Below are 22,374 nucleotides of genomic sequence, written 5' to 3'. Positions count from 1 at the left end.
GTGAGGTGTGAGCAGCAGCGGCCTCATCTACGCAGTCATTGTCGGGGCCTGGGCCGCCTACTTGGTGCCCATGTGGCTCCGGAGGCAGGACGAGCTGAACGAAGCCCGTCCGACGGAACGCTTCTCCACTGCCATTCGGCTGCTTTCGGGCCGGGCGGGAATGGAGCGCCGTTACGCCAAGGGGCTGCGTGAGCGCGGTGCCGAGGAGGCGGAGCCCCAGCCCCACGCGGACCCGGACGCGGTCACGGAGACGGTCGATTCCGTCGACGCCGACGCCCGGGCCCTCGGCGTGTCCCCGACCAGGGCGGAGCCGAGACAGGCCGCCACCCAACGGGAGCACCGCGCGGAGCGGGCCCGGCGAGAACAGCGCCTCCAGGTCCTCGCACGCCGCAGGCGCACCACCGCGCTCCTCTTCCTCGTCTTCACCCTCGGCGCGATCGTCGCCGCGGTCGGCGGCCTGCGCTACCTGTGGGCCCCCGCCGTGCCCGCGCTGCTCCTGAGCGCGTACATCGTGCACCTGCGGGTCCAGGAGCGGCGCCGCTACGAGTTCACGATGGACCGGCGCCGCGCCGAGGCCGCCGCGCGCAACCTGAGGGAGAACCGCCCGCGCCGCCGGGACTCCGAGGAGACCGCGGCGCCGGGCGCCGAACCGGACCCCGCGCCACCGGTCTCCCCGCAGGAGGCCGGGCGGCGCGCGCTGGTCGAGCAGACCGACCACGCCGAGTGGGTGGACCAGCAGCGCGAACGCGACCGCGGCGCGGTGCGCGGTGACAGCTGGGAGCCGGTACCGGTCCCGCTGCCGACGTATGTGACGGCCCCGGTGGCCCCGCGCGCGACCGGCCCCGCGACCCCGGACGCCTGGAGCTCGACCCGCTCCAGCGCGGCCGAGCCGACGGACCCCCGCCTGCGGGCCCAACCGCAGTCGCAGCCGGCGGCCCCGAAGCAGGACCCGAAACCCCAGTCCGCCCCGCGCCCGCGCGGCCAGGGCCGGGGCCGCACACCGCTGTTCGACCAGTACGAGAGCGACGACCGCCCGCGTGCCGCGAACGAGTGATCGGTGACCTGCGCGGACGCTCCGGGATACGCGTTTTGGAGCACCGGCGCGGGGATGCTAATGTTTCACACGTCGCAAGGGCCTGTGGCGCAGTCTGGTAGCGCACCTCGTTCGCATCGAGGGGGTCTGGGGTTCAAATCCCCACAGGTCCACAAACGACAGTTCGCGAGTAGCTCTCGGGAACGTCATGAAATCCCGTCCGGTCGAAAGACCGGGCGGGATTTCGGCGTTTCCGGGGCCTGTTGGCGGCCGGCCCGGTGTTCGTCCCGCGGATCGCCGCGGCGGTGGTGGGGATCGCAGAATGGGGCCATGACGATCGCTGATGCGGGTGGGCGGGACGGGGGCACCGCGCAGGCCTGGGCGGCGCTCGGTGGGGCGTCGGGGCTCGTGGGGCGCGTGCGGTACCGGGGGGCCGGGGATCTGGGAGAAGGGCCGCTGCCGGTCGCGGAGTTGGCGCGGTCCACGGTCGGGGCGTGCGCGCTCGCGGCGGGCGAGCTGGCCGCCGTACGGGCCGGTGGCGGGCCGCAGGACCTGACTCCGGTGGTGGTGGACGAGGGCGCGGTGGCGACGGCGTTCGTCAGCGAGCGGCACCTGAGGGTCGCGGGGCGGGCCCCGGTGAACTTCGCGCCGCTGTCGGGCTTCTGGCGGGCGGCGGACGGGTGGGTGCGGACGCACGCCAACTATCCGCACCACGAGGCGGCGTTGGCGCGGGCGCTGGGGCTGCCTTCCGCGACTCCCGAGGCGCTGCGGGCGGCGGTGGCGGGCCGGCCGGCCGTGGAGGTTCAGGAGCTGGTGTACGCGGGGGGCGGGCTGGCCGTCGCAGTCGCCGAGGAGTACGGGGAGCCGCAGCCGCTCGTGGAACCCGTACGGCTATCGGGCGCGCGGGGGCGGCCGCTCGGACCCGCCCCCGCCGGGCGGCCCGCGGCCGGGGTGCGGGTGCTGGACCTGACCCGGGTCATCGCCGGGCCGGTGGCCACGCGGACGCTCGGACTGCTGGGCGCGGACGTCCTGCGCATCGACTCGCCGCGGCTTCCGGAGGCGGACGACGCGTTCGCGGACACCGGCTTCGGGAAACGGTCGGCGCGGCTGGACCTCGGGGTGGCGGGGGACCGGGCGGTGTTCGAGGGGTTGCTGGCGGAGGCCGACGTGGTGGTCTCGGGGTACCGGCCGGGGGCGCTGGAGCGGTACGGGTTCGGCGCGGCGGAGCTGCTGGAGCGGTGGCCGGGGCTGGTGGTGGCCGAGCTGTGCGCGTGGGGGTGGCGGGAGTGGGGCCCGTGGGCCGGGCGGCGGGGGTTCGACTCGCTGGTGCAGGCGGGGTACGGGATCACGGCGGCGTGCGCGGATGCGGGGCCGCGGGCGGACGGGGTGCCGGGGGTGTTGCCGGCGCAGGCGCTGGACCACGGGACGGGGTACCTCGTGGCGGCGGGCGTGCTGAGGGGTCTCGCGGAGGGGGGTGGGCGGGGGCTGCGGTTCTCCCTCGCCGGGACGGGGTCGTGGCTGGTGCGGGGGCTCGCCGGGCCGGCCGGGGGCCGGTGCGGGCGGGGGGCTTACTCGGCCGGGCCGTGGCTGCGGGAGGTGGACTCGGGGTACGGGGTGCTCCGGTACGCCGCGAGTCCCTTCGGGGAGTGGGGGCGGGGGCCGTCCCGCTGGGGCACGGACGAGGCCGTTTGGCTCCCGCGGGGGTAAGGCGGGTGGGCGGGTGCGGCGCCGCTGCCGGGGCGCTGCCCCGGAGCCCCCGCGCCTCAAGCGCCGGCGGGGTTGGAGTTCGCCCCGGCCGGGGTGGGTTTGCAGGGGCGGGTTCGCGTGGGCGGGTGCGGCGCCGCTGACGGGGCTCCGCCCCGGCCCCCGCGCCTCAAACGCCGGCGGGGCTGGGGTTGCGCAACGGCTTCGACATGCAGCGGCTGGAGTCGTAGTCGCGGTAGAAGCCGAACTTGGTGCACATCGCGTAGTCCGACGAGAGGTACAGGGCGATGGCCTCCGGCTGCTGGTCGCCCGTTTCCAGGACCATGCGGGTGCGGCCCGCCGCTCGGGCGTCGTCCTCCAGGGTCGCCAGGATGCGGCGGGCCAGGCCCAGGCCGCGGGCTTCGGGGATGACGTACATGCGCTTGAGCTCGGCGTCGCCGTCCGAGTAGCCCTCGTCGTTCTCCTCCTGGCTGCGCCAGCCACCGCTCGCGACCGGGGTGCCCGAGGCGTCGTAGGCGAGCAGGTAGAGGCCCTGCGGAGGTACGAACATCGCCGGGTCGAGGAACGTTTCGTCGCCCTCGCCGTCGTACCGCTCCTGGTATTCGATCTGTACCAGGTCGTTGAGCTTGACCGCGTCCGGGTGGTCGTACGGCACGGCGCGGAGGTTTATACCGTGAGACATTCGAATATCGTACGGAACGCTCCGGCTATGGTGCTGGGATGCTCACCGTTACCTCCGTGAATGTGAATGGGATCCGCGCCGCGGCCAAGAAGGGCTTCGTCCCCTGGCTGGCCGGGTCCGACGCCGATGTCGTCTGCCTCCAGGAGGTGCGGGCCGAGGAGGGGCAGATCCCGGAGGAGGCCCGGAAGCCCGAGGGGTGGCACACCGTGTTCGCGCCGGCGGCGGCGAAGGGGCGGGCGGGCGTCGCGCTGTACACGCGTCGGGAGCCCGAGCGGGTGCAGGTCGGGTTCGGGAGTGACGAGTTCGACACCAGCGGGCGCTACATCGAGATCGATCTGCCCGGTGTGACCGTCGCCAGCCTCTACCTGCCCTCGGGCGAGGCGGGGACCGAGAAGCAGGACGAGAAGTACCGGTTCATGGAGGAGTTCCGCGCCTATCTGGCGGAGCTGAAGGTGCGGGCCGCCGCCGACGGGCGCGAGGTCGTGGTGTGCGGCGACTGGAACATCTGCCACCGGGAAGCCGACCTCAAGAACTGGAAGACCAACCGGAAGAACGCCGGCTTCCTGCCCGAGGAACGGGAGTGGCTCGGCAAGGTGTACGCGGAGACCGGCTACGTGGACGTGGTGCGCGGGCTGCACCCCGACACCGAGGGCCCGTACTCCTGGTGGTCCTACCGCGGGCGGGCCTTCGACAACGACGCCGGCTGGCGCATCGACCTCCAGGTGGCCACCCCGGGCCTGGCCGCGAAGGCCGTGAAGGCCTTCGTGGAGCGAGCCGAGACGCACCCCGAGCGGTGGTCCGACCACGCGCCGGTCACCGTCGTCTACGAGCTCGGGGTCTGATTCCCGTCCCCACGGGACAGCACGCGGTCCATCGCCATCGTGAGTTCCGCCTCGACCACGCTCTTCGCCAGCGGGCGCAGCCGGGTCAGGGCGTCCTCGCCCGGTATGTGGGCGGCGATGAGCTCCGTGAAGAGGGCCGCCATCGCGTCCGCGTGCGCGCGGACCTGGCGGCCCGTCTCCAGGACGTCCGCCAGCGGCACGCCCTCGCGGACCAGGTCCGAGGAGACGTCGAGCAGGCGGCGGCTCACGTGCACGATCTCGTCGCCGTCGACGGCCAGGTAGCCGAGGTCGAGCGCGGCCGCCAGGTTCTCCGGGGTGACCTCGCCCTCGAAGTAGTCGGCGAGCGTCTCGGGGGACAGGCGGACCGGGGTCTCCTCCGACCAGCCGATGCCCAGCAGCTCGCCGACCTGGCCGGCGTCGCGGCCGCTCTCGAACGCGGCGGTCAGTTCGGCGATGCCGCCGAGGGTGTGGCCGCGTTCCAGCAGCGCGGCGATGGTGCGCAGCCGGGCCAGGTGGTGTTCGTCGTACCAGGCGATCCGGCCCTCTCGGCGGGGCGGCGGGAGCAGCTTGCGCTCGCGGTAGAAGCGCAGGGTGCGCACGGGGATGCCGGCCGCCTCGGCCAGTTCCTCCGTACGGTACTCACGCACTGTGTCCGGTTCCGTCTCATCCTTCGCCACGAGCGCAGCCTATGGCGTACGGGCGGTAACTTTCCGCGCGCGACCCCTACCCATGAGTACGGGCCTGCTCTACTCTCCCGATTGTGCCAGTGATTGCTGGCAGTGTTGCAGATGCGGAAGGCGGCGGCATGGGCGGCATGGGCAAGGGCGAGCGCGTGCGTGAGCACGTACGCGTGGCGGTGATCGGGTCCGGGTTCGGCGGGCTCGGCGCGGCCGTGCGGCTGCGGCGCGAGGGGATCACCGACTTCGTCGTACTCGAGCGGGCCGACTCGGTCGGCGGGACCTGGCGCGACAACAGCTACCCCGGGTGCGCGTGCGACGTTCCCTCCCACCTGTATTCGTTCTCGTTCGCGCCCAACCCGGACTGGCCGCGGACGTTCTCCGGGCAGCCGGCGATCCGCGAGTACCTGGAACACGTCGCCGACACCTTCGGGCTGCGCCGCCACATCCGGCTGAACCACGAGGTCCGGATGATGCGCTGGGACGCGGACGAGCTGCACTGGGAGATCGAGACGGCGGGCGGGGACCTCACCGCCGACGTGGTCGTCTCCGCCACCGGGCCGCTGTCCGACCCGAAGATGCCGGAGATCCCGGGGCTCGCCGAGTTCCCCGGCAAGGTCTTCCACTCCGCGCGCTGGGACCACGACTACGACCTCGCCGGCAAGCGCGTCGCCATGATCGGTACGGGTGCCTCCGCCATCCAGATCGTGCCGGCCATCGCGCCGGAGGTGCAGCGGCTCACGCTGTTCCAGCGGACCCCGCCGTGGGTGATGCCGCGCACCGACCGGGCGATCACGGCCGTGGAGCGCTGGCTGCACCGGCAGCTGCCGTTCACCCGGGCGGCGCGGCGCGGGCTGCTGTGGGGGATCCGGGAGCTCCAGGTCAGCGCGTTCACGAAGCGGCCCAACCAGCTCGGGCTCATCGAATCGCTGGCCAAGGCCAACATGGCGCGCTCGATCAAGGACCCGGCGCTGCGGGCCAAGCTGACGCCGTCGTACCGGATCGGCTGCAAGCGGATCCTGCTGTCGAGCGAGTACTACCCGGCGCTGGCCCGGCCCAATGTGGACCTGGTCGCCTCGGGGCTGAAGGAGATCCGGGGCTCTGTGCTGGTGGCCGCGGACGGGACCGAGACCGAGGTCGACGCGATCGTCTTCGGCACGGGCTTCCACGTCACGGACATGCCGATCGCGGACCGGGTGGTGGGCGCGGAGGGCGAGACCCTCGCGGACACCTGGAAGGACGGGATGCAGGCGCTGCGCGGGGCCACGGCGGCGGGCTTCCCCAACTGGATGACGATCATCGGTCCGAACACCGGGCTGGGGAACAGCTCGATGATCCTGATGATCGAGTCGCAGCTGAACTACATGGCGGACTACCTGCGGCAGCTGGGCGTGCTCGGGGGGCGGGTCGCGCTGGCGGCGAGGCCGTCGGCGGTGAACAAGTGGAACCGGTACGTGCAGGCGCGGATGGAGCGGACGGTGTGGAACACCGGTGGCTGCACCAGCTGGTACCTCGACGCACAGGGGCGCAACACGACGGTGTGGCCGGGGACGACCGGTGAGTTCCGGAAGGAGACCCGTCTGGTCGACCTCTCCGAGTACGAGGTCGTACGGGTTCGGGAGCGTGTCCCTGCCGTGGCGGCTCCCGCCGGGGCGAAGGGCGGGCGGCGGCGGGCGGGGGCCGCGGGGGCCGGTGCGGCGCCGTTGCCGGGGGCGCTGCCCCCGAACCCCCGCGCCTCAAACGCCGGCGGGGCTGAATTGGCCTCCGGCGGCGTCTCGAACGCCGGCGGGGCTGAGACGGGCGCTGGGGAGGGGGCCGCGTGAGCAGGTTGATGCATGTGGACTCCGGGGTCTACGCGCCGCCCGTCGCGCGGCGGGAGGTCGTCGCCGTGTCCGCCGACGGGGCGCGGTTGCACGTCGAGGTGCACGGGGAGGACGGGGCGCCGGCCGTGGTGCTGGCGCACGGGTGGACCTGTTCCACCGCCTTCTGGGCCGCCCAGGTGCGGGAACTGGCCAAGGACCACAAGGTCATCGCATACGACCAGCGGGGGCACGGGCGCAGCCCGGCCGCTGCCGCGCACAGCACGACCGCCCTCGCCGACGACCTCGTCGCGGTGCTCGGGGCCGTGCTGGAGCCCGGGGAGCGGGCCGTCGTCGCCGGGCACTCCATGGGCGGCATGACGATCATGGCCGCCGCCGGGCGGCCGGAGTTCGCCGCGCACGTGTCCGCCGCGCTGTTGTGCAGCACCGGCAGTTCCCGGCTGGTGGAGGAGGCGCGGGTGCTGCCGCTGCGCGCCGGGCCCGCCCGGACCCGTGTCACCGGCGCGGTGCTGGGCTCCCGGGCCCCGCTCGGGCCGGTCACAAGCGTCGCCCGCAAGGTCCTCAAGTACGCCACCATGGGCCCCGGCTCCGCCCCGGACCGGGTCGAGGCCTGCGCCCGGATCGTGCACGCCTGCCCGACCAAGGTGCGGCACGCGTGGTCCGAGGTTCTGGCGGGGCTCGACCTCGACGCGAACCTGGCCGCGCTCACCGTGCCCACCGCGGTGATCGGCGGCACCGCCGACCGGCTCACCCCGGTCACGCACGCCCGCCGCCTGGCCGCCGCGCTGCCGAACTGCGTCGGGCTGACCGAGCTGACCGGGATGGGGCACATGACGCCGATCGAGGCGCCGGAGGCGGTGACGAGCGCCATACGCGAGCTCGTGGAGATCGATGTGAACGTGAACGTGAACAGCGACGTTGAGGAGAAGACGACATGAGCTCCCGCAGCAGTCTGGAAGGCCAGGTCGCCGTCGTCACCGGCGCCGCCCGCGGAGTCGGCGAGCTGCTCGCCCGCAAACTGTCCGCGCGCGGTGCGAAGATCGCGCTCGTCGGCCTGGAGCCCGAGGCCCTCAAGGAGGTCTCCGAGCGGCTGCACACCGACAGCGACCACTGGTACGCCGACGTCACCGACCACGAGGCCATGGCCCGCGTCGCCCAGGAGGTCAAGCAGCGCTTCGGCAAGGTCGACATCGTCGTCGCCAACGCGGGAGTAGCCGCCGGCGGGCCGTTCGCCGACTCGGACCCCGACGCCTGGCGCCGGGTCATCGAGGTCAACCTCATCGGCGGGGCCGTCACGGCCCGTGCCTTCCTGCCCGTACTGATGGAGAGCCGCGGCTACTTCCTGCAGATCGCCTCGCTCGCCGCGATCACCCCGGCCCCGATGATGACGGCGTACTGCGCCTCCAAGTCGGGTGTCGAGGCCTTCGCTCACTGCCTGCGCGCCGAGGTCGGCTACAAGGGCGTCAAGGTCGGCGTCGGCTACCTCTCCTGGACCGACACCGACATGGTGCGCGGCGCCGACCAGGACGAGGTGATGCGCGAGCTGCGCCAACGGCTGCCGTGGCCGTCCAACCGGACCTATCCGCTGGGCCCGGCCGTCGACCGGATCGTGGCGGGCATCGAGCGGCGCTCGGCGCACGTGTACGCGCAGTGGTGGCTGCGCGGGATGCAGGGGATGCGCGGCTACCTGCCGGGGATCATCGCGACGGTCGGACAGCGCGAGATGAAGCGGTTCGAACCGCGACTGGCCGGTGTTTCCAAGGGCCTTGTGGGGGCCGGTGGCGCCGCGGACGAGAAGGAACGCACCGTCGACCGCTGATCGAAATGCGGGGTTCGTCCGGCCGTGCAAGTCTGGTCGGGCCCGACCACCTACACCCCGCACGGAGTGAAAAGCATGGGTATCAAGGACCAGTTCCAGGACAAGGCCGAACGGCTCGCGCAGAAGGCGAAGTCGGAGGCCGGTGGAGCCGAGGACGAAGCCGCCGAACGCTCTTCGCAGGCCGCGGAACAGGCGAAGAGGAAGGCGCGGGGGGCGGACGACAAGGCCCGAGCCCGGTTCGACGACGACTTCGACGCCTGACCTCGGTCGGTAGGCGGCGCCGAGGGGCGCGATTCCCGCCGTGGCGGGGATCGCGCCCCTTTCGCGTGCTCTGCCCCTGCTAGCGCGGCGGCAGCTTCGGGCGGCGGCGGTCCGGGACGTCCGTGTAGCCCGGCGGGACCGCGGCCGGGTCCTGTTCGAGGAGTTCCAGTGCCAGGTGCACGGCGTCGTCGAGCTGGGCGTGCCGGCCCTCGGCCCAGTCGAGCGGGGTGCGCAGGATCTCCAGGTCCGGTTCGACGCCGTGGTTCTCCACCGACCAGCCGTACTCCGGGAACCAGGCGGCGTTCATCGGCACCGTGATCACCGTGCCGTCGCCGAGGGTGTGCCGGCCGGTCATGCCGACCACCCCGCCCCAGGTGCGCTGGCCGACCACCGGGCCCAGGCCCAGCAGTTTGAAGGCCGCGGTGATCATGTCGCCGTCCGAGGAGGTCGCCTCGTCGGCGAGCGCCACGATCGGACCGCGGGGCGCGTTGGAGGCGTACGACACCGGTTGCGCGTTGCGCGTGAGGTCCCAGCCGAGGATCGAGCGGGTCAGCTTCTCCACCACCAGCTCGCTGATGTGCCCGCCCGCGTTGCCGCGCACGTCGACGATCAGCGCGGGCCGGGACATCTCCATGCGCAGGTCGCGGTTGAACTGCGCCCAGCCCGAGCCGCCCATGTCGGGGATGTGGAGGTAGCCGCACCGGCCGCCGCTGAGCTCGCGGACGACGGCCCGCCGCTTGGCCACCCAGTCCTGGTAGCGCAGCGGCCGTTCGTCGATCAGCGGCACGATCGCCACCCGGCGGGCCGGGCCCTCTCCGTCGCCCGGGGTGAAGGTCAGCTCGACGGTGGTGCCGCCGGCCGCCGACAGCAGCGGGTAGGGCCCGGTCACCGGGTCCACGGGCCGGCCGTCGACGTGGGTGAGCACCGCGCCGTCGCGGATGCCGGTGCCGGCCAGCGGGGAGCGGGCCTTGGAGTCGGAGGACTCGCCGGGCAGGATCCGCTTGACCACCCAGCCCTCCTCCCGGTGCACGAGGTTGGCGCCGAGCAGCCCGATGGCCCGCTGGTAGTGGGGCGGTCCTTCGTTGCGCCGGGCGGGGGAGACGTAGGCGTGCGAGGTGCCGAGTTCGCCGAGGACCTCGCGCAGCAGGTCCGCGAACTCGTCGGGGGAGGCGACCCGTTCGACCAGGGGGCGGTACTGGCGCAGTACGCCGTCCCAGTCGATGCCGCACATCTTCGGCTCCCAGAAGTACGCCTGGATGAGCCGGCCCGCCTCCTCGAAGGCCTGGCGCCACTCGGCCGCCGGGTCCACCTCGTGCAGGATGCGCCGCAGGTCGAGGTAGACCGTCGAATCGCTGTCGCCGGACTCGGTGGCGGGGGCCGCGCGCAGGTCGCCGTCGTCGTTGATGACGAGCCGGGTGCCGTCGCCGCTGACCGCGAACCAGTCCAGCCCGGAGGCCAGTTCCGTCTTGCGGGCCTTGGTGAGGTCGAAGCACTCCAGCGTCGGCTTGCCGCTGATGTCGTTCGGGTTGGCGAAGGTCTCGCCGAGCGCGCCCGAGATGGGCCAGCGCAGCCAGACCAGTCCGCCGCCGCTCACCGGGTACAGGGCCGAGTACTTGGACGCGGTCACCGGGAAGGGCGTGACCCGGCTCTCCAGCCCCTCCACCTCGACGGTCACCGTGCCGTCGCCGGTGTCGCCCTCCGCCGGGTCGAGTCCGCCCGCGGCGGGCCGACCCTCGGCGGAGAGCGCGAAGGGGGAGGGGGTGGCCGAGGACAGCGGCACCAGGTAGGGGCGGCAGCCCAGCGGGAAGGAGAGGTCGCCGGTGTGCACGTCGTAGACCGGGTCGAAGCCGCGCCAGGACAGGAAGGCCAGGTAGCGGCCGTCGCGGGTGAAGACCGGGTTCTCGTCCTCGAATCGGCCGTTGGTGACGTCGACGATGACGCGCGGCCCGGGGCCGGAGATCCGGGCCATCTTGATCTGCCGCAGCGAGCGCCCGATGCCCGGGTGCGACCAGGTCAGCCAGGCCCCGTCGGGGGAGAACGCCAGGTCGGTGACGGGCCCGTTGATGGACGTGATGAGCTCGGTGACCTCCCCGTCGGACTCCTCGGTCGCGTCGAGGAGCAGCAGCCGCCCGTCGTTGGAGGCGATCGCGAGCCGTTCCCCGTCCGGGTCGGACAGCAGCTCCAGTACGCGGCCCAGCTTGCCGGAGGCCAGCCGGCGCGGCTCCCGGTCGCCGGAGGCGCGGGGGAGGTAGGCGATCTCGATCGCGTCCTCGCCCTCGGCGTCCGTCACGTAGGCGACCTGGCCGCCGGAGCCGAGCATCTCGGGCAGCCGGACCCGTACGCCCGGGGTGTCGGCGATGGTCCGCGCCGGCCCGTCGCGGTGCGTGAGCCAGTACAGGCTGCCGCGCACGACGACGGCGCTGGCCCGCCCGGTGGTGTCGACGGAGAGGGAGTCGACGTGGCTGGCGGCCGGGACCTGGTAGGTGCGTCGACCGGCGCGCGGGCCGCCGAGCCGGACGTCGAGCTTGCGGGGGACGGAGTCGGGGGCGAGGGAGTCGACGAGCCAGATCTCGCCGGCGCACTGGTAGACGACCCGGCGGCCGTCGCTGGAGGCGTGCCGGGCGTAGAACTCCTCGTGGTCGGTGTGGCGGCGCAGATCGGTGCCGTCGTGCCGGCAGGAGTACAGGTTGCCGACGCCCTCGTGGTCGGAGAGGAAGGCGATGCGGCCGTCCACGAACATCGCGGCGTCGAGGTGGCCCTCGATGTCCTCCAGCAGCCGTTTGCCGTGCAGCCACAGCCGGCCGGTGGCGCCGCCCCGGTAGCGCTTCCACGCGGCGGGTTCGTGCGGCGGCTTGCCGGTGAGCAGCAGGGTGCGGTGCTCCCCGTCGATGTCGGCGACCTGGATGTCGGAGACCGGCCCCCAGGGCAGGCGCCCGCCCGGGCTGCCGTCCGTCGGCACCTTGTAGGCCCAGGAGTAGTAGGAGAAGGGCTGGCCCTGCGAGGTGACCGCGAGGACGTTGCCGTCCGGGTCCCAGCCGCAGACGCGGGTGTCGGTGGCGCCCCAGTAGCTGAGCCGGCGGACGGGCCCGCCGTCCACGGGGGCGAGGTGGATCTCGGGGTCGAGGCTGCGCCAGTTGGTGTAGGCGATGTGGCTGCCGTCGGGGGAGAAGCGCGGGTGGCTGACCCTGGTCCGGTCGACGGTCAGGCGCCAGGCCCGGCCGACCGGATCTCCAGGGGGAACCAAGGGCGCGATCCAAAGATCGTCCTCGGTGGCGAAGCACAGCAGGTCGTCGTGGAGGTGCGGGAAGCGGAGGTACGCGACGTCGTGACTCACCCCCCAATGCTTTCCGCGCCGGGGGGGCCTGGCAACTCGTACAGGTGATCCAGACCACGCCCGCTAGCGAAACGGAACGGTTTCGTTTCGTTGAAGTGGGGGGTATGGTCTTAAGAGTACGAAGTGGTTTCGTTCGAGTGGGAGGTGCGGAGATGACCGAGGCGCACGCGCCGCGGCGCAGCCGGATCACCCCCGAACGGCAGGCCGAACTGCACGAGGCGGTCCTCGACCTCCTGCGTGACGTCGGCTACGAGGCGCTGACCATGGACGCGATCGCCGCCCGTACGAAGTCCAGCAAGGCCACCCTCTACCGCCAGTGGGGGAGCAAGCCGGAGCTGGTCGCCAAGGCCCTGCGATGTACGCAGCCCGTCTCGCTGCGGGAGATCGACACGGGCAGCCTGCGCGGGGACTTCGCGCGCATGGTGGAGCACTCGGACGACGCGCAGATGGCCAAGGACACCGCACTGATGCGGGGTCTGACCCACGCCATCCACGAGAGCCCGGAACTCCACAAGGCACTGCGCGAGCTGCTCGTCGACCCGGAGATCAACGGTCTCCAGTCGATGCTGCGGCGCGCGGTGGACCGGGGCGAGATCAGCCCGGACTGCCGTGCCCTCGACTTCGTACCCCACATGCTCATCGGGGCGTTCATCGCGCTCCCGTTGATCGAGGACCGTCCGGTGGACCGGACGTTCCTCGGTGACTTCATCGACGCCGTGGTGTTCCCCGCCCTCGGCGTCTGATCCTCCCCGTTTCGCCCCGTCCCCTTGCTCGTCGCGTTCCGCTGCTCCTGACACGCCGCTCTCGTCGTCGGGCCGGCTCTTCCTGCCCTTTTCCATCCCACGACCTGAACGGGAGAACCACCCTCGTGGCTACCTTCCTCTACCGGCTCGGCCGCGGCGCCTTCAGGCGCCGGGGCATCGTCGCCCTCATATGGGTGGCGCTGCTCTTCGCCGCAGGATTCGGCGCCGCCACGGCGGCAGCGCCCACCTCCGGTTCGTTCTCGATCCCCGGCTCGGAGGCCCAGAAGGCCTTCGACCTGCTGGACGAGCGCTTCCCGGGCATGTCCGCCGACGGCGCGACCGCCCGTATCGTCGTCAAGGCCCCCGCAGGCGCCAAGATCACCGACCCGGGCCCCAAGGCCGAGGTGCAGAAGATCGTCGCCGGGCTGAAGTCCGGACCGGGCGGTGAGCAGGTCTCCTCCGTCGCCGACCCGTACGAGACCCATGCGGTCAGCCAGGACGAGAGCACCGCCTACATCAGCACCAAGTACGACGTCAGCGGCATGGAGCTGAAGGACGCCACCCGCGACGCGCTCAAGGAGTCCGGCAAGGACGCCAAGGCCGCGGGCCTGAACGTCCAGATCGGCGGCGACGCCCTGATGGCGGCCCCCGAAACCGGCTCCGGCGAGGTCGTCGGCATCCTGATCGCCGGGATCGTCCTCGTCATCACCTTCGGCTCGCTGATCGCGGCCGGGCTGCCGCTGCTGACCGCGCTGATCGGCGTCGGCATCGGCGTCTCCTCCATCACCGCGCTCGCCAACGTGCTGGACCTCGGCTCGACCACCTCCACGCTCGCGATGATGATCGGCCTCGCGGTCGGCATCGACTACGCCCTCTTCATCGTCTCCCGCTACCGCGCGGAGCTCGCCGAGGGCCGCGAGCGCGACGAGGCCGCGGGCCGGGCGGTCGGAACGGCCGGCTCCGCCGTCGTCTTCGCCGGTCTGACCGTGGTCATCGCCCTGGTGGGCCTGGCCGTCGTCAACCTCCCGATGCTCACCAAGATGGGCGTCGCGGCCGCCGGCACCGTCGTCATCGCCGTCCTGGTGGCGCTCACCCTGGTCCCGGCCATCCTGGGCTTCGCGGGCAAGAAGGTCCTTCCGGCCGGCCGGAAGAGCAAGCTGTTCGGCAAGGGCAAGCCCGCCGGTACGAAGGCGAAGCCCAACGGCGGCACCCGCTGGGCGCGCTTCGTCCTGCGCCGCCCGGTCATGGTGCTGCTGGCCGGTGTGATCGGCCTCGGCGTCATCGCGATCCCCGCGAGCAAGCTGGAGATGGGTCTGCCCGACGACGGCGCCCAGCCCGTCTCCACCACACAGCGTCAGGCGTACGACCTGCTGTCCGACGGCTTCGGCCCGGGCTTCAACGGCCCCCTGCTGGTGGTCGTCGACGGCGACAAGGCGCTCGCCGACAAGACGGTCGACCGGATCAAGGGCCTGGACGGCGTGGCCATGGTCACCCCGCCGAACCCGAACAAGGCCGGCGACGCCGCGGTCATCACCGTCATCCCGAAGGACCGTCCGTCCTCCACGCAGACCGAGAACCTGGTCCACGAGATCCGCGACGGCAACGGGGACGACGTCTTCGTCACCGGCGCCACCGCGATGAACATCGACTTCTCGCAGAAGATGAACGACGCGCTGCTGCCCTACCTCGCGCTCGTCGTCGGCCTCGCCTTCCTGCTCCTGATGCTGGTGTTCCGCTCGGTCCTGGTCCCGCTCAAGGCGGCCCTCGGCTTCCTGCTCTCCGTCGTCGCCGCCCTCGGCGCGGTCGTCGCGGTCTTCCAGTGGGGCTGGCTCGGCTCGCTCTTCGGCGTGGAGCAGACCGGTCCGATCATGTCGATGATGCCGATCTTCATGGTCGGCGTGGTCTTCGGTCTGGCCATGGACTACGAGGTCTTCCTCGTCACCCGCATGCGGGAGGCGTACGTCCACGGCGAGCGCCCGGGCCAAGCCGTGGTGACCGGCTTCCAGTACAGCGCCCGGGTGGTCGTGGCCGCCGCCGTCATCATGATCGCGGTGTTCGCCGGCTTCATCGGAGCCAGCGAGCAGATGGTCAAGATGATCGGCTTCGGCCTGGCCGTCGCCGTCTTCTTCGACGCCTTCGTGGTCCGCATGGCCATCGTCCCGGCGGTGCTCGCCCTGCTCGGCCACAAGGCCTGGTGGCTGCCCAAGTGGCTCGACCGGCTGCTGCCGAACGTCGACGTCGAGGGCGAGAGCCTGCGCAAGCACCTGGCCTCCGACTCCTCCGACGGCACGGAGGGCCCGGGCAAGAGCCGCGAGCTGGTCAACGCGTAACCGCTCCCGCACGACGGTCCCGGCCCCGCACCCCCGATCACCGGGGGTGCGGGGCCGGTCCCGTTCAGGCGAGCCGGCGACCGGCGGGGGCCGGGGCGTTGGTACGGCGCAGGAAACGGCGCAGGGCCGCGATGTCGAACTGCACCACCGCCACCCCGTCGGGGGAGTGGAACTCGACGACCGCCTGGACGCGGCCGCAGGGCCAGACGCGTACGTCCCCGCTCCCGGTCGGCGCCTGGAGGCCGGCTTCGAGCAGGGCACGGGGGAACACCCACTCGTTCTCCGTGCCCTCGGGGGACAGCTCGGCGGGGAAGACGATCCGTACGGCCAGCGGTTCGGACTCGGCGAAGCGCAGGGCCACCGGGATCTTCCGGTAGAGGGGGTCGTCGCTGATCACGCGCGCGATCACGCGCTCCTCGACGGAGGTGGCGGTCGCTGGGGGATTCTCGGCGGTGGCTGACACGACAAGACTCCTCTTTTCGGCACATCTGCGTCCGTTTGTCCTCCAGCCTCGCACATTCCGCCGAAATCGCACGGGGCCATTTGTGACATGGACGCTGTTGCCAACGGTTTGCAACTAGGCACTATTCTTGGACGGCTGAAAACTGCGAGAAAGCGGAGCCCCCATGCACGTGCCCGACGGATTCATCAACGCACCCGTATCGGTGGCCGCCGGAGTGGCGGCGGCCGGCGCGGTCGCCGTCAGCCTGCGAGGCGCCCGCCGCGAGCTCGACGAGCGCACCGCGCCGCTCGCGGGCCTCGTCGCCGCCTTCATCTTCGCCGTGCAGATGCTCAACTTCCCCGTCGCCGCCGGCACCAGCGGCCACCTGCTCGGAGGGGCGCTCGCCGCGATACTCGTCGGCCCCTACACCGGCGTGCTCTGCGTGTCGGTGGTCCTCCTCATGCAGGGCATCCTCTTCGCCGACGGCGGGCTGACCGCGCTCGGCGTCAACATCACCGTCATGGGCGTCGTCACCGTCGTCGTCGCCTACGCGGTCTTCCGGGGGCTGCTCAAGGTGCTGCCGGCCGGCCGCCGCTCGGTGACCGTCGCCGCCTTCGCCGGAGCCCTGCTCTCCGTGCCCGGCGCGGCCGCGGCCTTCACCGCGATCTACGCCCTCGGCGGGACCACCGACGTGCCCATCGGCAAGGTGTTCACCGCGATGGTCGGCGTCCACGTGCTCATCGGCATCGGCGAGGCCCTCATCACCGCGGCGACCGTGGGCGCCGTGATCGCCGTACGCCCCGACCTCGTGCACGGGGCGCGCGGGCTGGGCAACCCGCTGAAGCTGCGCGTCGGCGGCGAACTGGTCGACGCCCCCGCGGCCGCCGCGCCCGTCGCCGCCCGCTCCACCACGAAGGTGTGGGTCACCGGCCTGGTCACCGCCCTCGTACTGGCCGGCTTCGTCTCCTTCTACGCCTCCGCCAGCCCCGACGGCCTGGAGAAGGTCGCCGCCGACCAGGGCATCGACGCCAAGGTCCAGGACCACGCCGCCAAGGACTCCCCGCTCGCCGACTACTCCGTCAAGGACGTCGCCGACGCCCGCCTCTCCGGCGGCCTCGCGGGCGCCCTCGGCGTCGGCGCGACCGTGGCCGTGGGCACCGGGATCTTCTGGGCCGTCCGGCGCCGTCGCACCACCGAGCCTTCCGCCGTCTCCTCGGCAGCCGTCTGATGGCCGCCCTCTGATGGGCGCGGGACACGCCCACAAGCTCTACCGGCACGCCCACACCCCGGTCCACGACCTGCCCCCGCACTGCAAGCTGGCGGCGACCTTCGCCTTCGTCGTGGTCGTCGTCTCCACACCGCGCGAGGCGGTCTGGGCCTTCGGGGCGTACGCACTGCTCATCGCGGCGGTCGCGGCCGCGGCCCGCATCCCGGCCGGCTTCCTGCTGCGCAGGCTGCTGATCGAGATCCCCTTCGTCGCCTTCGCCGTGCTCATGCCGTTCGTCGCGCAGGGCGAACGCGTGGAGGTCCTCGGCATGTCGCTCAGCGTCTCCGGCCTGTGGGGCGCCTGGAACGTCCTGGCCAAGGGCACCCTCGGCGTCGCCGCCTCCGTCCTGCTCGCCTCGACGACGGAACTGCGGGCACTGCTGCTCGGCCTGCAACGGCTGAAGCTGCCCCCGCTGCTCGTGCAGATCGCCACCTTCATGATCCGGTACGGGGACGTCATCAGCGACGAGCTGCGCCGGATGTCCATCGCGCGGCGCTCGCGCGGCTTCGAGGCGAGCGGCATCCGCCACTGGGGGGTGCTGGCCAAGACGGCAGGCGCGCTGTTCATCCGCTCCTACGAGCGCGGCGAGCGGGTCCACCTCGCGATGGTCAGCCGCGGCTACGCCGGCTCGATGCCGGTGATCGACGAAGTCGTGGCCACCCGCGCCCAGTGGGCGTACGCGGCCGCGCTCCCGGTGACGGCCCTCGCCGTCTGTCTGATGGGATGGTCCCTGTGACCCCTGCTCCGTCTCTTGAAGTGACCGGCCTCGCCTACGCCTACCCCGACGGCCACCAGGCCCTCTTCGGGGTGGACCTGAGCGTCGGGCGCGGCGAGCGGGTCGCCCTGCTCGGCCCCAACGGCGCTGGCAAGACCACCCTCGTGCTGCACCTCAACGGCATCCTGGGCGGCGGGGTCGGCTCGGTGTCCGTGGCCGGGCTGCCGGTGGAGAAGCGGAACTTCGCCGAGATCCGCCGCCGGGTCGGGATCGTCTTCCAGGACCCCGACGACCAGCTGTTCATGCCGACCGTCCGCGAGGACGTGGCCTTCGGCCCCGCCGCCGCGGGCCTGCGCGGCGCCGAGCTGGAGGAACGGGTGCGCGGGGCGCTGGAGCAGGTCGGCATGGCGGACTTCGCCGACCGGCCGCCGCACCACCTGTCCTTCGGCCAGCGCCGCCGGGTGGCCGTCGCCACGGTCCTCGCGATGCGGCCGGAGATCCTCGTCCTCGACGAGCCCTCGTCCAACCTCGACCCGGCCTCGCGCCGCGAGCTCGCGGACATCCTGCGCTCGCTCGACGTGACCGTGCTGATGGTGACCCACGACCTGCCGTACGCACTGGAGCTGTGCCCCCGCTCGGTGGTCCTCAGCGAAGGGGTCATCGCCGCCGACGGTCCCACCCAGGAACTGCTGTGCGACGAGGAGCTGATGCGGGCGCACCGGCTGGAGCTGCCGTTCGGCTTCGACCCGCGCACGCCCCTTCTGACGCGCCCCTCGCACTGATCGGCGCCGGGCCCGGTGAGCCGCTGCGGGGGGACCCGGGAAGCAGGGCGCTCCGGCCGGCGTTGCATTGTGGCGTGGGCGCCGTCGGGGCGCCGCGGCAGGTGCTGGGAGTAGACGTGGATGTCCACGGGTCGGTGGCGGAGGGCTTCGAGCCCGTCCGCGAGGCTTTCGTACGCAACTTCGAGGTGCTCGGCGACCGGGGCGCGGCGGTGGCCGTCTACCGGGACGGCCGCAAGGTCGTCGACCTGTGGGGCGGCACCAAGGACGCCGACGGCGACGAAGGCTCCGGGCCCTGGGCCGAGGACACCGCGACGATCGTCCGCTCCGCCACGAAGGGCGTGGCCGCCGCCGTGCCGCTGCTGCTGCACCAGCGCGGGCTGCTGGACCTGGACGCGCCGGTGGGCTCGTACTGGCCCGAGTTCAAGACGGGCGGCAAGGAGAAGACCCTCGTCCGCGACCTGCTCGCCCACCGCGCCGGCGTTCCGGCGCTGGACCGGGGGCTGACCGTCGCCGAGGCGGCGGACGGCGTCAGCGGGGCCCACGCGGTCGCCGCGCAGCGGCCCTTCTGGGAGCCCGGCACCGAGCACGGCTACCACGCGCAGACCTTCAGCTGGCTGGTGTCCGAGCTGGTGCTCCGGGCCACCGGCCGCACCATCGGCTCGATCCTCGCGGAGGAGATCGCCGAGCCGCTGGGCCTGGACTTCTGGATAGGCCTGCCGGAGGCCGAGGCGCACCGGGTGGGCCGGGTGGCGCCCGTCGAGCCGCCGGAGCGCGCGGGCCTGCTGAAGACCCGGCCGCGGAGAAACGTTTCCGAGGCGTACGCCGACCCGGACTCCCTGACCCGTCGCGCCTTCGCGGCCATCGACCCCCAGCCGGACGAGAACGACCCCGCCTACCAGGCCGCCGAGCTCCCCGGCTCGGCCGGCATCGGCACCGCACGCGCCCTCGCCCGCTTCTACGGGGCCACCATCGGCGTGGTCGAGGACGGCGCCCGGGTCTTCACCCCGGAGACCACCGCGCTGGCCGGCCGGGAGCTGTCGTCGGGCCCCGACCGGGTGCTGATCGTGAACACCCGCTTCGGACCGGGCTACATGCTGCACGGCCCGGCCTCCCCGCTGCTCTCCCCGGCCTCCTTCGGCCACCCGGGCCGCGGCGGCTCCCTGGCCTTCGCGGACCCGGAGTCGGGCATCGGGTTCGGCTACGTCACCAACGCCCACGCCAAGTCGGTCACGGCCGACCCGCGGGCGCAGGCGCTGGTACGGGCCCTGAAGTCGGCGCTCTAGCCTTCGCGGCCTTCGCGTACGTCGGTGAGCGTGGCACCCGCGTGCGCGATGAGCTCCTCGGGGGCCATCGGGAACACGCTGTTCGGGGTGCCGGCCGCCGCCCAGACCTCGGTGTGGGCCAACAGGGACCGGTCCGCCAGCACCCGGGTGCGGGTGCGGTGCCCGAAGGGCGGGACCCCGCCGATGGCGTAGCCGGTGGTCTCCCGGACCACGGCCGCGTCCGCCCGGGTGACCTTGGCGGCGCCGAGCTCGCGGCGTACGGCCTCGACGTCGACGCGGGAGGCGCCGTCCATGAGGACCAGTACGGGAACCCCGTCCGCGGCGAAGATCAGCGACTTCACGATCTGGCTGAGCTCGCAGCCGATCGCGGCGGCGGCGTCGGCGGCCGTGCGGGTCCCTTCGGGGAAGCTGCGGACGGCGGGGTCGAGCCCCAGCCCTTGCAGGGCCTCGGCGAACAGGGGGTGCGTGGGGGTGGTCGTCATGGGGGGACGCTAGCGCCGCGGCTCCGCCCGGGTCGAGCGCCTTTCACCCCCACGGGCCCGGCCCCGGACCGGCGGCCCCGGCCCCCGGCCCCGGCCCCCGGCCCCTGGCCCTGGCCCCGGCCCCGGCCCCGGCCCTGGCGCCGGCCCGGGAGCTGGGTGCGGCCGGGTCCCTGCGGGGCTGGTCCCCTACCCGCCCTTCCACCGTTCCCTGGGGCTCCGCCCCAGACCCCGCGGCTCAAACGCCGGCGGGGCTGGATATGCCCCCAGCGGCTCAAACGCCGGCGGGGCTGGATATGCCCCCAGCGGCTCGAACGCCGACGGGGCTGAAATGTCAGGCGGGCGGCAGCGGGCGAATCCAGCCTCGCCGGCGTTTGAGGCGCCGCCGGAGGCAAAGCAGCCCGTCCGGCGTTCGAGGACCGGGGGTCCGGGGGCGGAGCCCCGGGTGGCCCGGCCGCCCGTCCGGCCCGACCCCGCCCGGGAGGGCTACCCCGCGTTCAGGACCTCCGCCACCAGCGGCCCCGCCGCCTCGCCGCCGTGGCCGCCCGCCTCGACCATCGCCGCGGCGGCCACGTCGCCGCTGAAGCCGGTGAACCAGCTGTCCGGGCTGCCCGCGCCGTCGACCTCCGCGGAGCCGGTCTTCGCGCCCTTGTCCGAGCCGCCGACCGAGGCCATCGCCTCGCGCGCGGTGCCGCTCGTCGCCGTCAGCCTCATCATCTTCACCAGCTGCGCCGACACCCCCGGCTTCAGCGCCCGCGAGGCGGTCGCGAGGGTGCGCCCGTCCAGCGAGGCCTTCACGATCACCGGCTGGCGGAACACCCCCGTCCGGGCGGTCGCCGTGATCGAGGCGACGTTCAGCGGGTTCATCGTGATCGTGCCCTGGCCGATGTACGCGGCGGCCGCGCCCGACCCCGACGCCTCCGGGACCGACCCGTCCACCGAGACGACCCCGGTCTTCCAGTCGAGCCCGATGCCGAAGACGTCCCTGGCCTCCCGCGGCAGCGCGCCGTTGTCGTGCACGTCGTCGATCAGGCTGATGAAGGCCGTGTTGCAGGACCTGGCGAAGCTCGACGCGAAGGTCTCCCCCTCGGACTTGAAGTTGTTCAGGTTGTGGAAGGTCCGCCCCTCCCACGTGGCCGTGGCCGGGCAGGCCGCCGGCTTGTCCGCCGACACCAGGCCCTTCTCGATCAGCATGGCCCCCGTCACGATCTTCATCGTCGAGCCGGGCGCCCGAGCCCCCCGCATCGCCGCGTTGAAGCCGTCCTTGCGGTGGTTGGCCACCGCCAGGATCTCGCCCGTGCTCGGCTGGACCGCGACCACCGAGGCCTCGGGGTACTTCCCCACCGCCTTCTCCGCCGCCGCCTGCACATCGGCGTCCAGGACGGTCCGGATCTCCCCGGGCTTGCCCTCGGCCAGCGTCATCAGGGTCCGCTTGGGCTCGCTCGGGCCGGCCGGCTCGATCCACACCTCCGCGCCCTTCGTGCCGCCCGCCTTCTCCCCGTACGCCTTGCGCAGGTCGTCCAGGACGGCCCGCAGCGAGGGGTACTGCTCGGCGGTCAGCTCCTTGCCGTTGCGGTCGAGCGCCTTGACCGGCGGGGTCGCGGGGGAGCCCGCGCGCAGCTTCTCGCCCCGCTGGAGCTGCGGGTGGATGATCGCCTCCTTCCAGTCGACCAGCGCCTTCCCGGTGGTCAGCCCGCGCACCACGGTGAGCCGGGAGTCGTAGGCGAAGGGCTTGGTCGTCCCCTCGTACGTGATCTCCGCTTCCACCTTGAAGGGCACGCCCGTGCCGTCGTACGCGCCGGGGGTGATCACGGCCTTGGACACGTGCGCCTTGGCCGTGAAGTCGCCGACGGCGGGCTGCGCGTCCTGCGCGTTGTTCGTCAGCGCGGCCGCCGCGGCCGAGTCCCCGGCGGCCCACGCGGCGAGGAAGGCCTTGGCGGTCTCCACCGTCTCCTTCTCCGTGATCGGCCCGCTGCCCTTGCCGGCCTGGACGGAGGTCGTACCGTCCTTCTCGCCGTTCTTCGCGCCCCCGCCGCCGTCCCCGACCAGCGCGTACACCCCGTACCCGGCGCCGCCGACGAGTGCGAGGAACACCCCGCCGACGATGGCGCCCTTTGCCGCCCCGTTCATTTCGCATCCTCCCCCGAGTCACGGTTCTCTG

The 22,374-nt window shown here is 72.9% G+C and carries 19 protein-coding genes and 1 tRNA gene; 14 read left to right on the top strand and 6 right to left on the bottom strand.

Annotation, left to right across the window (positions count from 1 at the left end):
- The first annotated feature begins 7 nt into the window (after positions 1–7).
- The 3 genes from glpR to ACFYYJ_RS18430 all read left to right on the top strand — a co-directional run bounded on the left by glpR (position 8) and on the right by ACFYYJ_RS18430 (position 2,740).
- Positions 8–1,054 (top strand): gephyrin-like molybdotransferase receptor GlpR, encoded by a 1,047-nt coding sequence (gene glpR, locus ACFYYJ_RS18440; protein WP_389133655.1) that lies wholly within the window; start codon positions 8–10, stop codon positions 1,052–1,054.
- A 78-nt stretch (positions 1,055–1,132) separates the two neighbouring features.
- Positions 1,133–1,206 (top strand) — tRNA-Ala (locus tag ACFYYJ_RS18435).
- A 157-nt stretch (positions 1,207–1,363) separates the two neighbouring features.
- Positions 1,364–2,740 (top strand): CoA transferase, encoded by a 1,377-nt coding sequence (locus tag ACFYYJ_RS18430; protein ID WP_389133652.1) that lies wholly within the window; start codon positions 1,364–1,366, stop codon positions 2,738–2,740.
- A gap of 166 nt (positions 2,741–2,906) precedes the next feature.
- Here the strand turns inward: ACFYYJ_RS18430 and ACFYYJ_RS18425 are convergent, their stop codons facing one another.
- The gene (locus ACFYYJ_RS18425) at positions 2,907–3,419 is read right to left on the bottom strand and encodes a GNAT family N-acetyltransferase (protein ID WP_385361646.1); all 513 of its coding nucleotides are present in this window, start codon (positions 3,417–3,419) and stop codon (positions 2,907–2,909) included.
- Between the two features lie 38 nt (positions 3,420–3,457).
- Between ACFYYJ_RS18425 and ACFYYJ_RS18420 the strand changes: the two genes are divergently transcribed.
- Positions 3,458–4,261 (top strand): exodeoxyribonuclease III, encoded by an 804-nt coding sequence (locus tag ACFYYJ_RS18420; RefSeq protein WP_389133650.1) that lies wholly within the window; start codon positions 3,458–3,460, stop codon positions 4,259–4,261.
- Here ACFYYJ_RS18420 and ACFYYJ_RS18415 read toward each other — a convergent pair.
- Positions 4,243–4,938 (bottom strand): MerR family transcriptional regulator, encoded by a 696-nt coding sequence (locus ACFYYJ_RS18415; RefSeq protein ID WP_389133647.1) that lies wholly within the window; start codon positions 4,936–4,938, stop codon positions 4,243–4,245. The genes ACFYYJ_RS18420 and ACFYYJ_RS18415 overlap by 19 nt on opposite strands.
- 128 nt (positions 4,939–5,066) lie before the next feature.
- Between ACFYYJ_RS18415 and ACFYYJ_RS18410 the strand changes: the two genes are divergently transcribed.
- From ACFYYJ_RS18410 to ACFYYJ_RS18395, 4 genes are all read left to right on the top strand, one after another.
- On the top strand, positions 5,067–6,761 hold the full coding sequence (locus ACFYYJ_RS18410; protein ID WP_389134001.1) for a flavin-containing monooxygenase: 1,695 nt from the start codon (positions 5,067–5,069) through the stop codon (positions 6,759–6,761).
- Entirely contained in the window at positions 6,758–7,696 is a 939-nt protein-coding gene (locus ACFYYJ_RS18405) for an alpha/beta fold hydrolase (protein ID WP_385361640.1), read from the top strand. The genes ACFYYJ_RS18410 and ACFYYJ_RS18405 overlap by 4 nt, the downstream gene beginning before the upstream one ends.
- Positions 7,693–8,577: an SDR family oxidoreductase gene (locus ACFYYJ_RS18400; RefSeq protein WP_385122617.1), complete on the top strand. Its 885-nt coding sequence runs from the start codon at positions 7,693–7,695 to the stop codon at positions 8,575–8,577. Before ACFYYJ_RS18405 ends, ACFYYJ_RS18400 begins: the two co-directional genes overlap by 4 nt.
- Positions 8,578–8,652: 75 nt before the next feature.
- Complete coding sequence (locus tag ACFYYJ_RS18395; protein WP_385361636.1) at positions 8,653–8,838, top strand: hypothetical protein; 186 nt, start codon at positions 8,653–8,655, stop codon at positions 8,836–8,838.
- Between the two features lie 79 nt (positions 8,839–8,917).
- Here the strand turns inward: ACFYYJ_RS18395 and ACFYYJ_RS18390 are convergent, their stop codons facing one another.
- Positions 8,918–12,172, bottom strand: coding sequence for a S41 family peptidase (locus tag ACFYYJ_RS18390; protein ID WP_389133644.1), 3,255 nt, complete (start codon positions 12,170–12,172; stop codon positions 8,918–8,920).
- A gap of 152 nt (positions 12,173–12,324) precedes the next feature.
- Here ACFYYJ_RS18390 and ACFYYJ_RS18385 point away from each other — a divergent pair, with 152 nt between their 5' ends.
- Together ACFYYJ_RS18385 and ACFYYJ_RS18380 are read left to right on the top strand one after the other, a co-directional pair.
- Positions 12,325–12,915 (top strand): TetR/AcrR family transcriptional regulator, encoded by a 591-nt coding sequence (locus ACFYYJ_RS18385; protein WP_385122610.1) that lies wholly within the window; start codon positions 12,325–12,327, stop codon positions 12,913–12,915.
- Between the two features lie 125 nt (positions 12,916–13,040).
- Complete coding sequence (locus ACFYYJ_RS18380; RefSeq protein ID WP_389133641.1) at positions 13,041–15,245, top strand: MMPL family transporter; 2,205 nt, start codon at positions 13,041–13,043, stop codon at positions 15,243–15,245.
- 64 nt (positions 15,246–15,309) lie between these two features.
- Here ACFYYJ_RS18380 and ACFYYJ_RS18375 read toward each other — a convergent pair whose 3' ends face one another.
- Entirely contained in the window at positions 15,310–15,708 is a 399-nt protein-coding gene (locus tag ACFYYJ_RS18375) for an SsgA family sporulation/cell division regulator (RefSeq protein WP_389133639.1), read from the bottom strand.
- A gap of 163 nt (positions 15,709–15,871) precedes the next feature.
- Here ACFYYJ_RS18375 and ACFYYJ_RS18370 point away from each other — a divergent pair, with 163 nt between their 5' ends.
- The 4 genes from ACFYYJ_RS18370 (at position 15,872) to ACFYYJ_RS18355 (ending at position 19,734) form a co-directional block, all read left to right on the top strand.
- Positions 15,872–16,915 carry an energy-coupling factor ABC transporter permease gene (locus ACFYYJ_RS18370; RefSeq protein WP_389133636.1) on the top strand — a complete coding sequence of 348 codons (1,044 nt, stop codon included), beginning with the start codon at positions 15,872–15,874 and terminating at the stop codon, positions 16,913–16,915.
- Between the two features lie 13 nt (positions 16,916–16,928).
- Positions 16,929–17,690, top strand: a complete 762-nt coding sequence (gene cbiQ, locus ACFYYJ_RS18365) for a cobalt ECF transporter T component CbiQ (protein ID WP_385366676.1) — start codon at positions 16,929–16,931, stop codon at positions 17,688–17,690.
- Positions 17,678–18,451 (top strand): energy-coupling factor ABC transporter ATP-binding protein, encoded by a 774-nt coding sequence (locus ACFYYJ_RS18360; RefSeq protein WP_385122596.1) that lies wholly within the window; start codon positions 17,678–17,680, stop codon positions 18,449–18,451. Before cbiQ ends, ACFYYJ_RS18360 begins: the two co-directional genes overlap by 13 nt.
- A 116-nt stretch (positions 18,452–18,567) precedes the next feature.
- Complete coding sequence (locus ACFYYJ_RS18355; protein WP_385366675.1) at positions 18,568–19,734, top strand: serine hydrolase domain-containing protein; 1,167 nt, start codon at positions 18,568–18,570, stop codon at positions 19,732–19,734.
- Here ACFYYJ_RS18355 and ACFYYJ_RS18350 read toward each other — a convergent pair.
- Together ACFYYJ_RS18350 and ACFYYJ_RS18345 are read right to left on the bottom strand one after the other, a co-directional pair.
- Positions 19,731–20,216, bottom strand: coding sequence for a YbaK/EbsC family protein (locus ACFYYJ_RS18350; RefSeq protein WP_385122592.1), 486 nt, complete (start codon positions 20,214–20,216; stop codon positions 19,731–19,733). The genes ACFYYJ_RS18355 and ACFYYJ_RS18350 overlap by 4 nt on opposite strands.
- Positions 20,217–20,699: 483 nt before the next feature.
- Positions 20,700–22,343, bottom strand: a complete 1,644-nt coding sequence (locus ACFYYJ_RS18345; protein ID WP_385366406.1) for a penicillin-binding transpeptidase domain-containing protein — start codon at positions 22,341–22,343, stop codon at positions 20,700–20,702.
- Positions 22,344–22,374: the final 31 nt, after the last annotated feature.

This window comes from Streptomyces sp. NPDC002467, assembly GCF_042889825.1.
Taxonomy (GTDB): domain Bacteria; phylum Actinomycetota; class Actinomycetes; order Streptomycetales; family Streptomycetaceae; genus Streptomyces.
The sequence above is the reverse complement of the archived record's forward strand: the minus strand, read 5'-3'. Positions and strand labels throughout refer to the sequence as shown.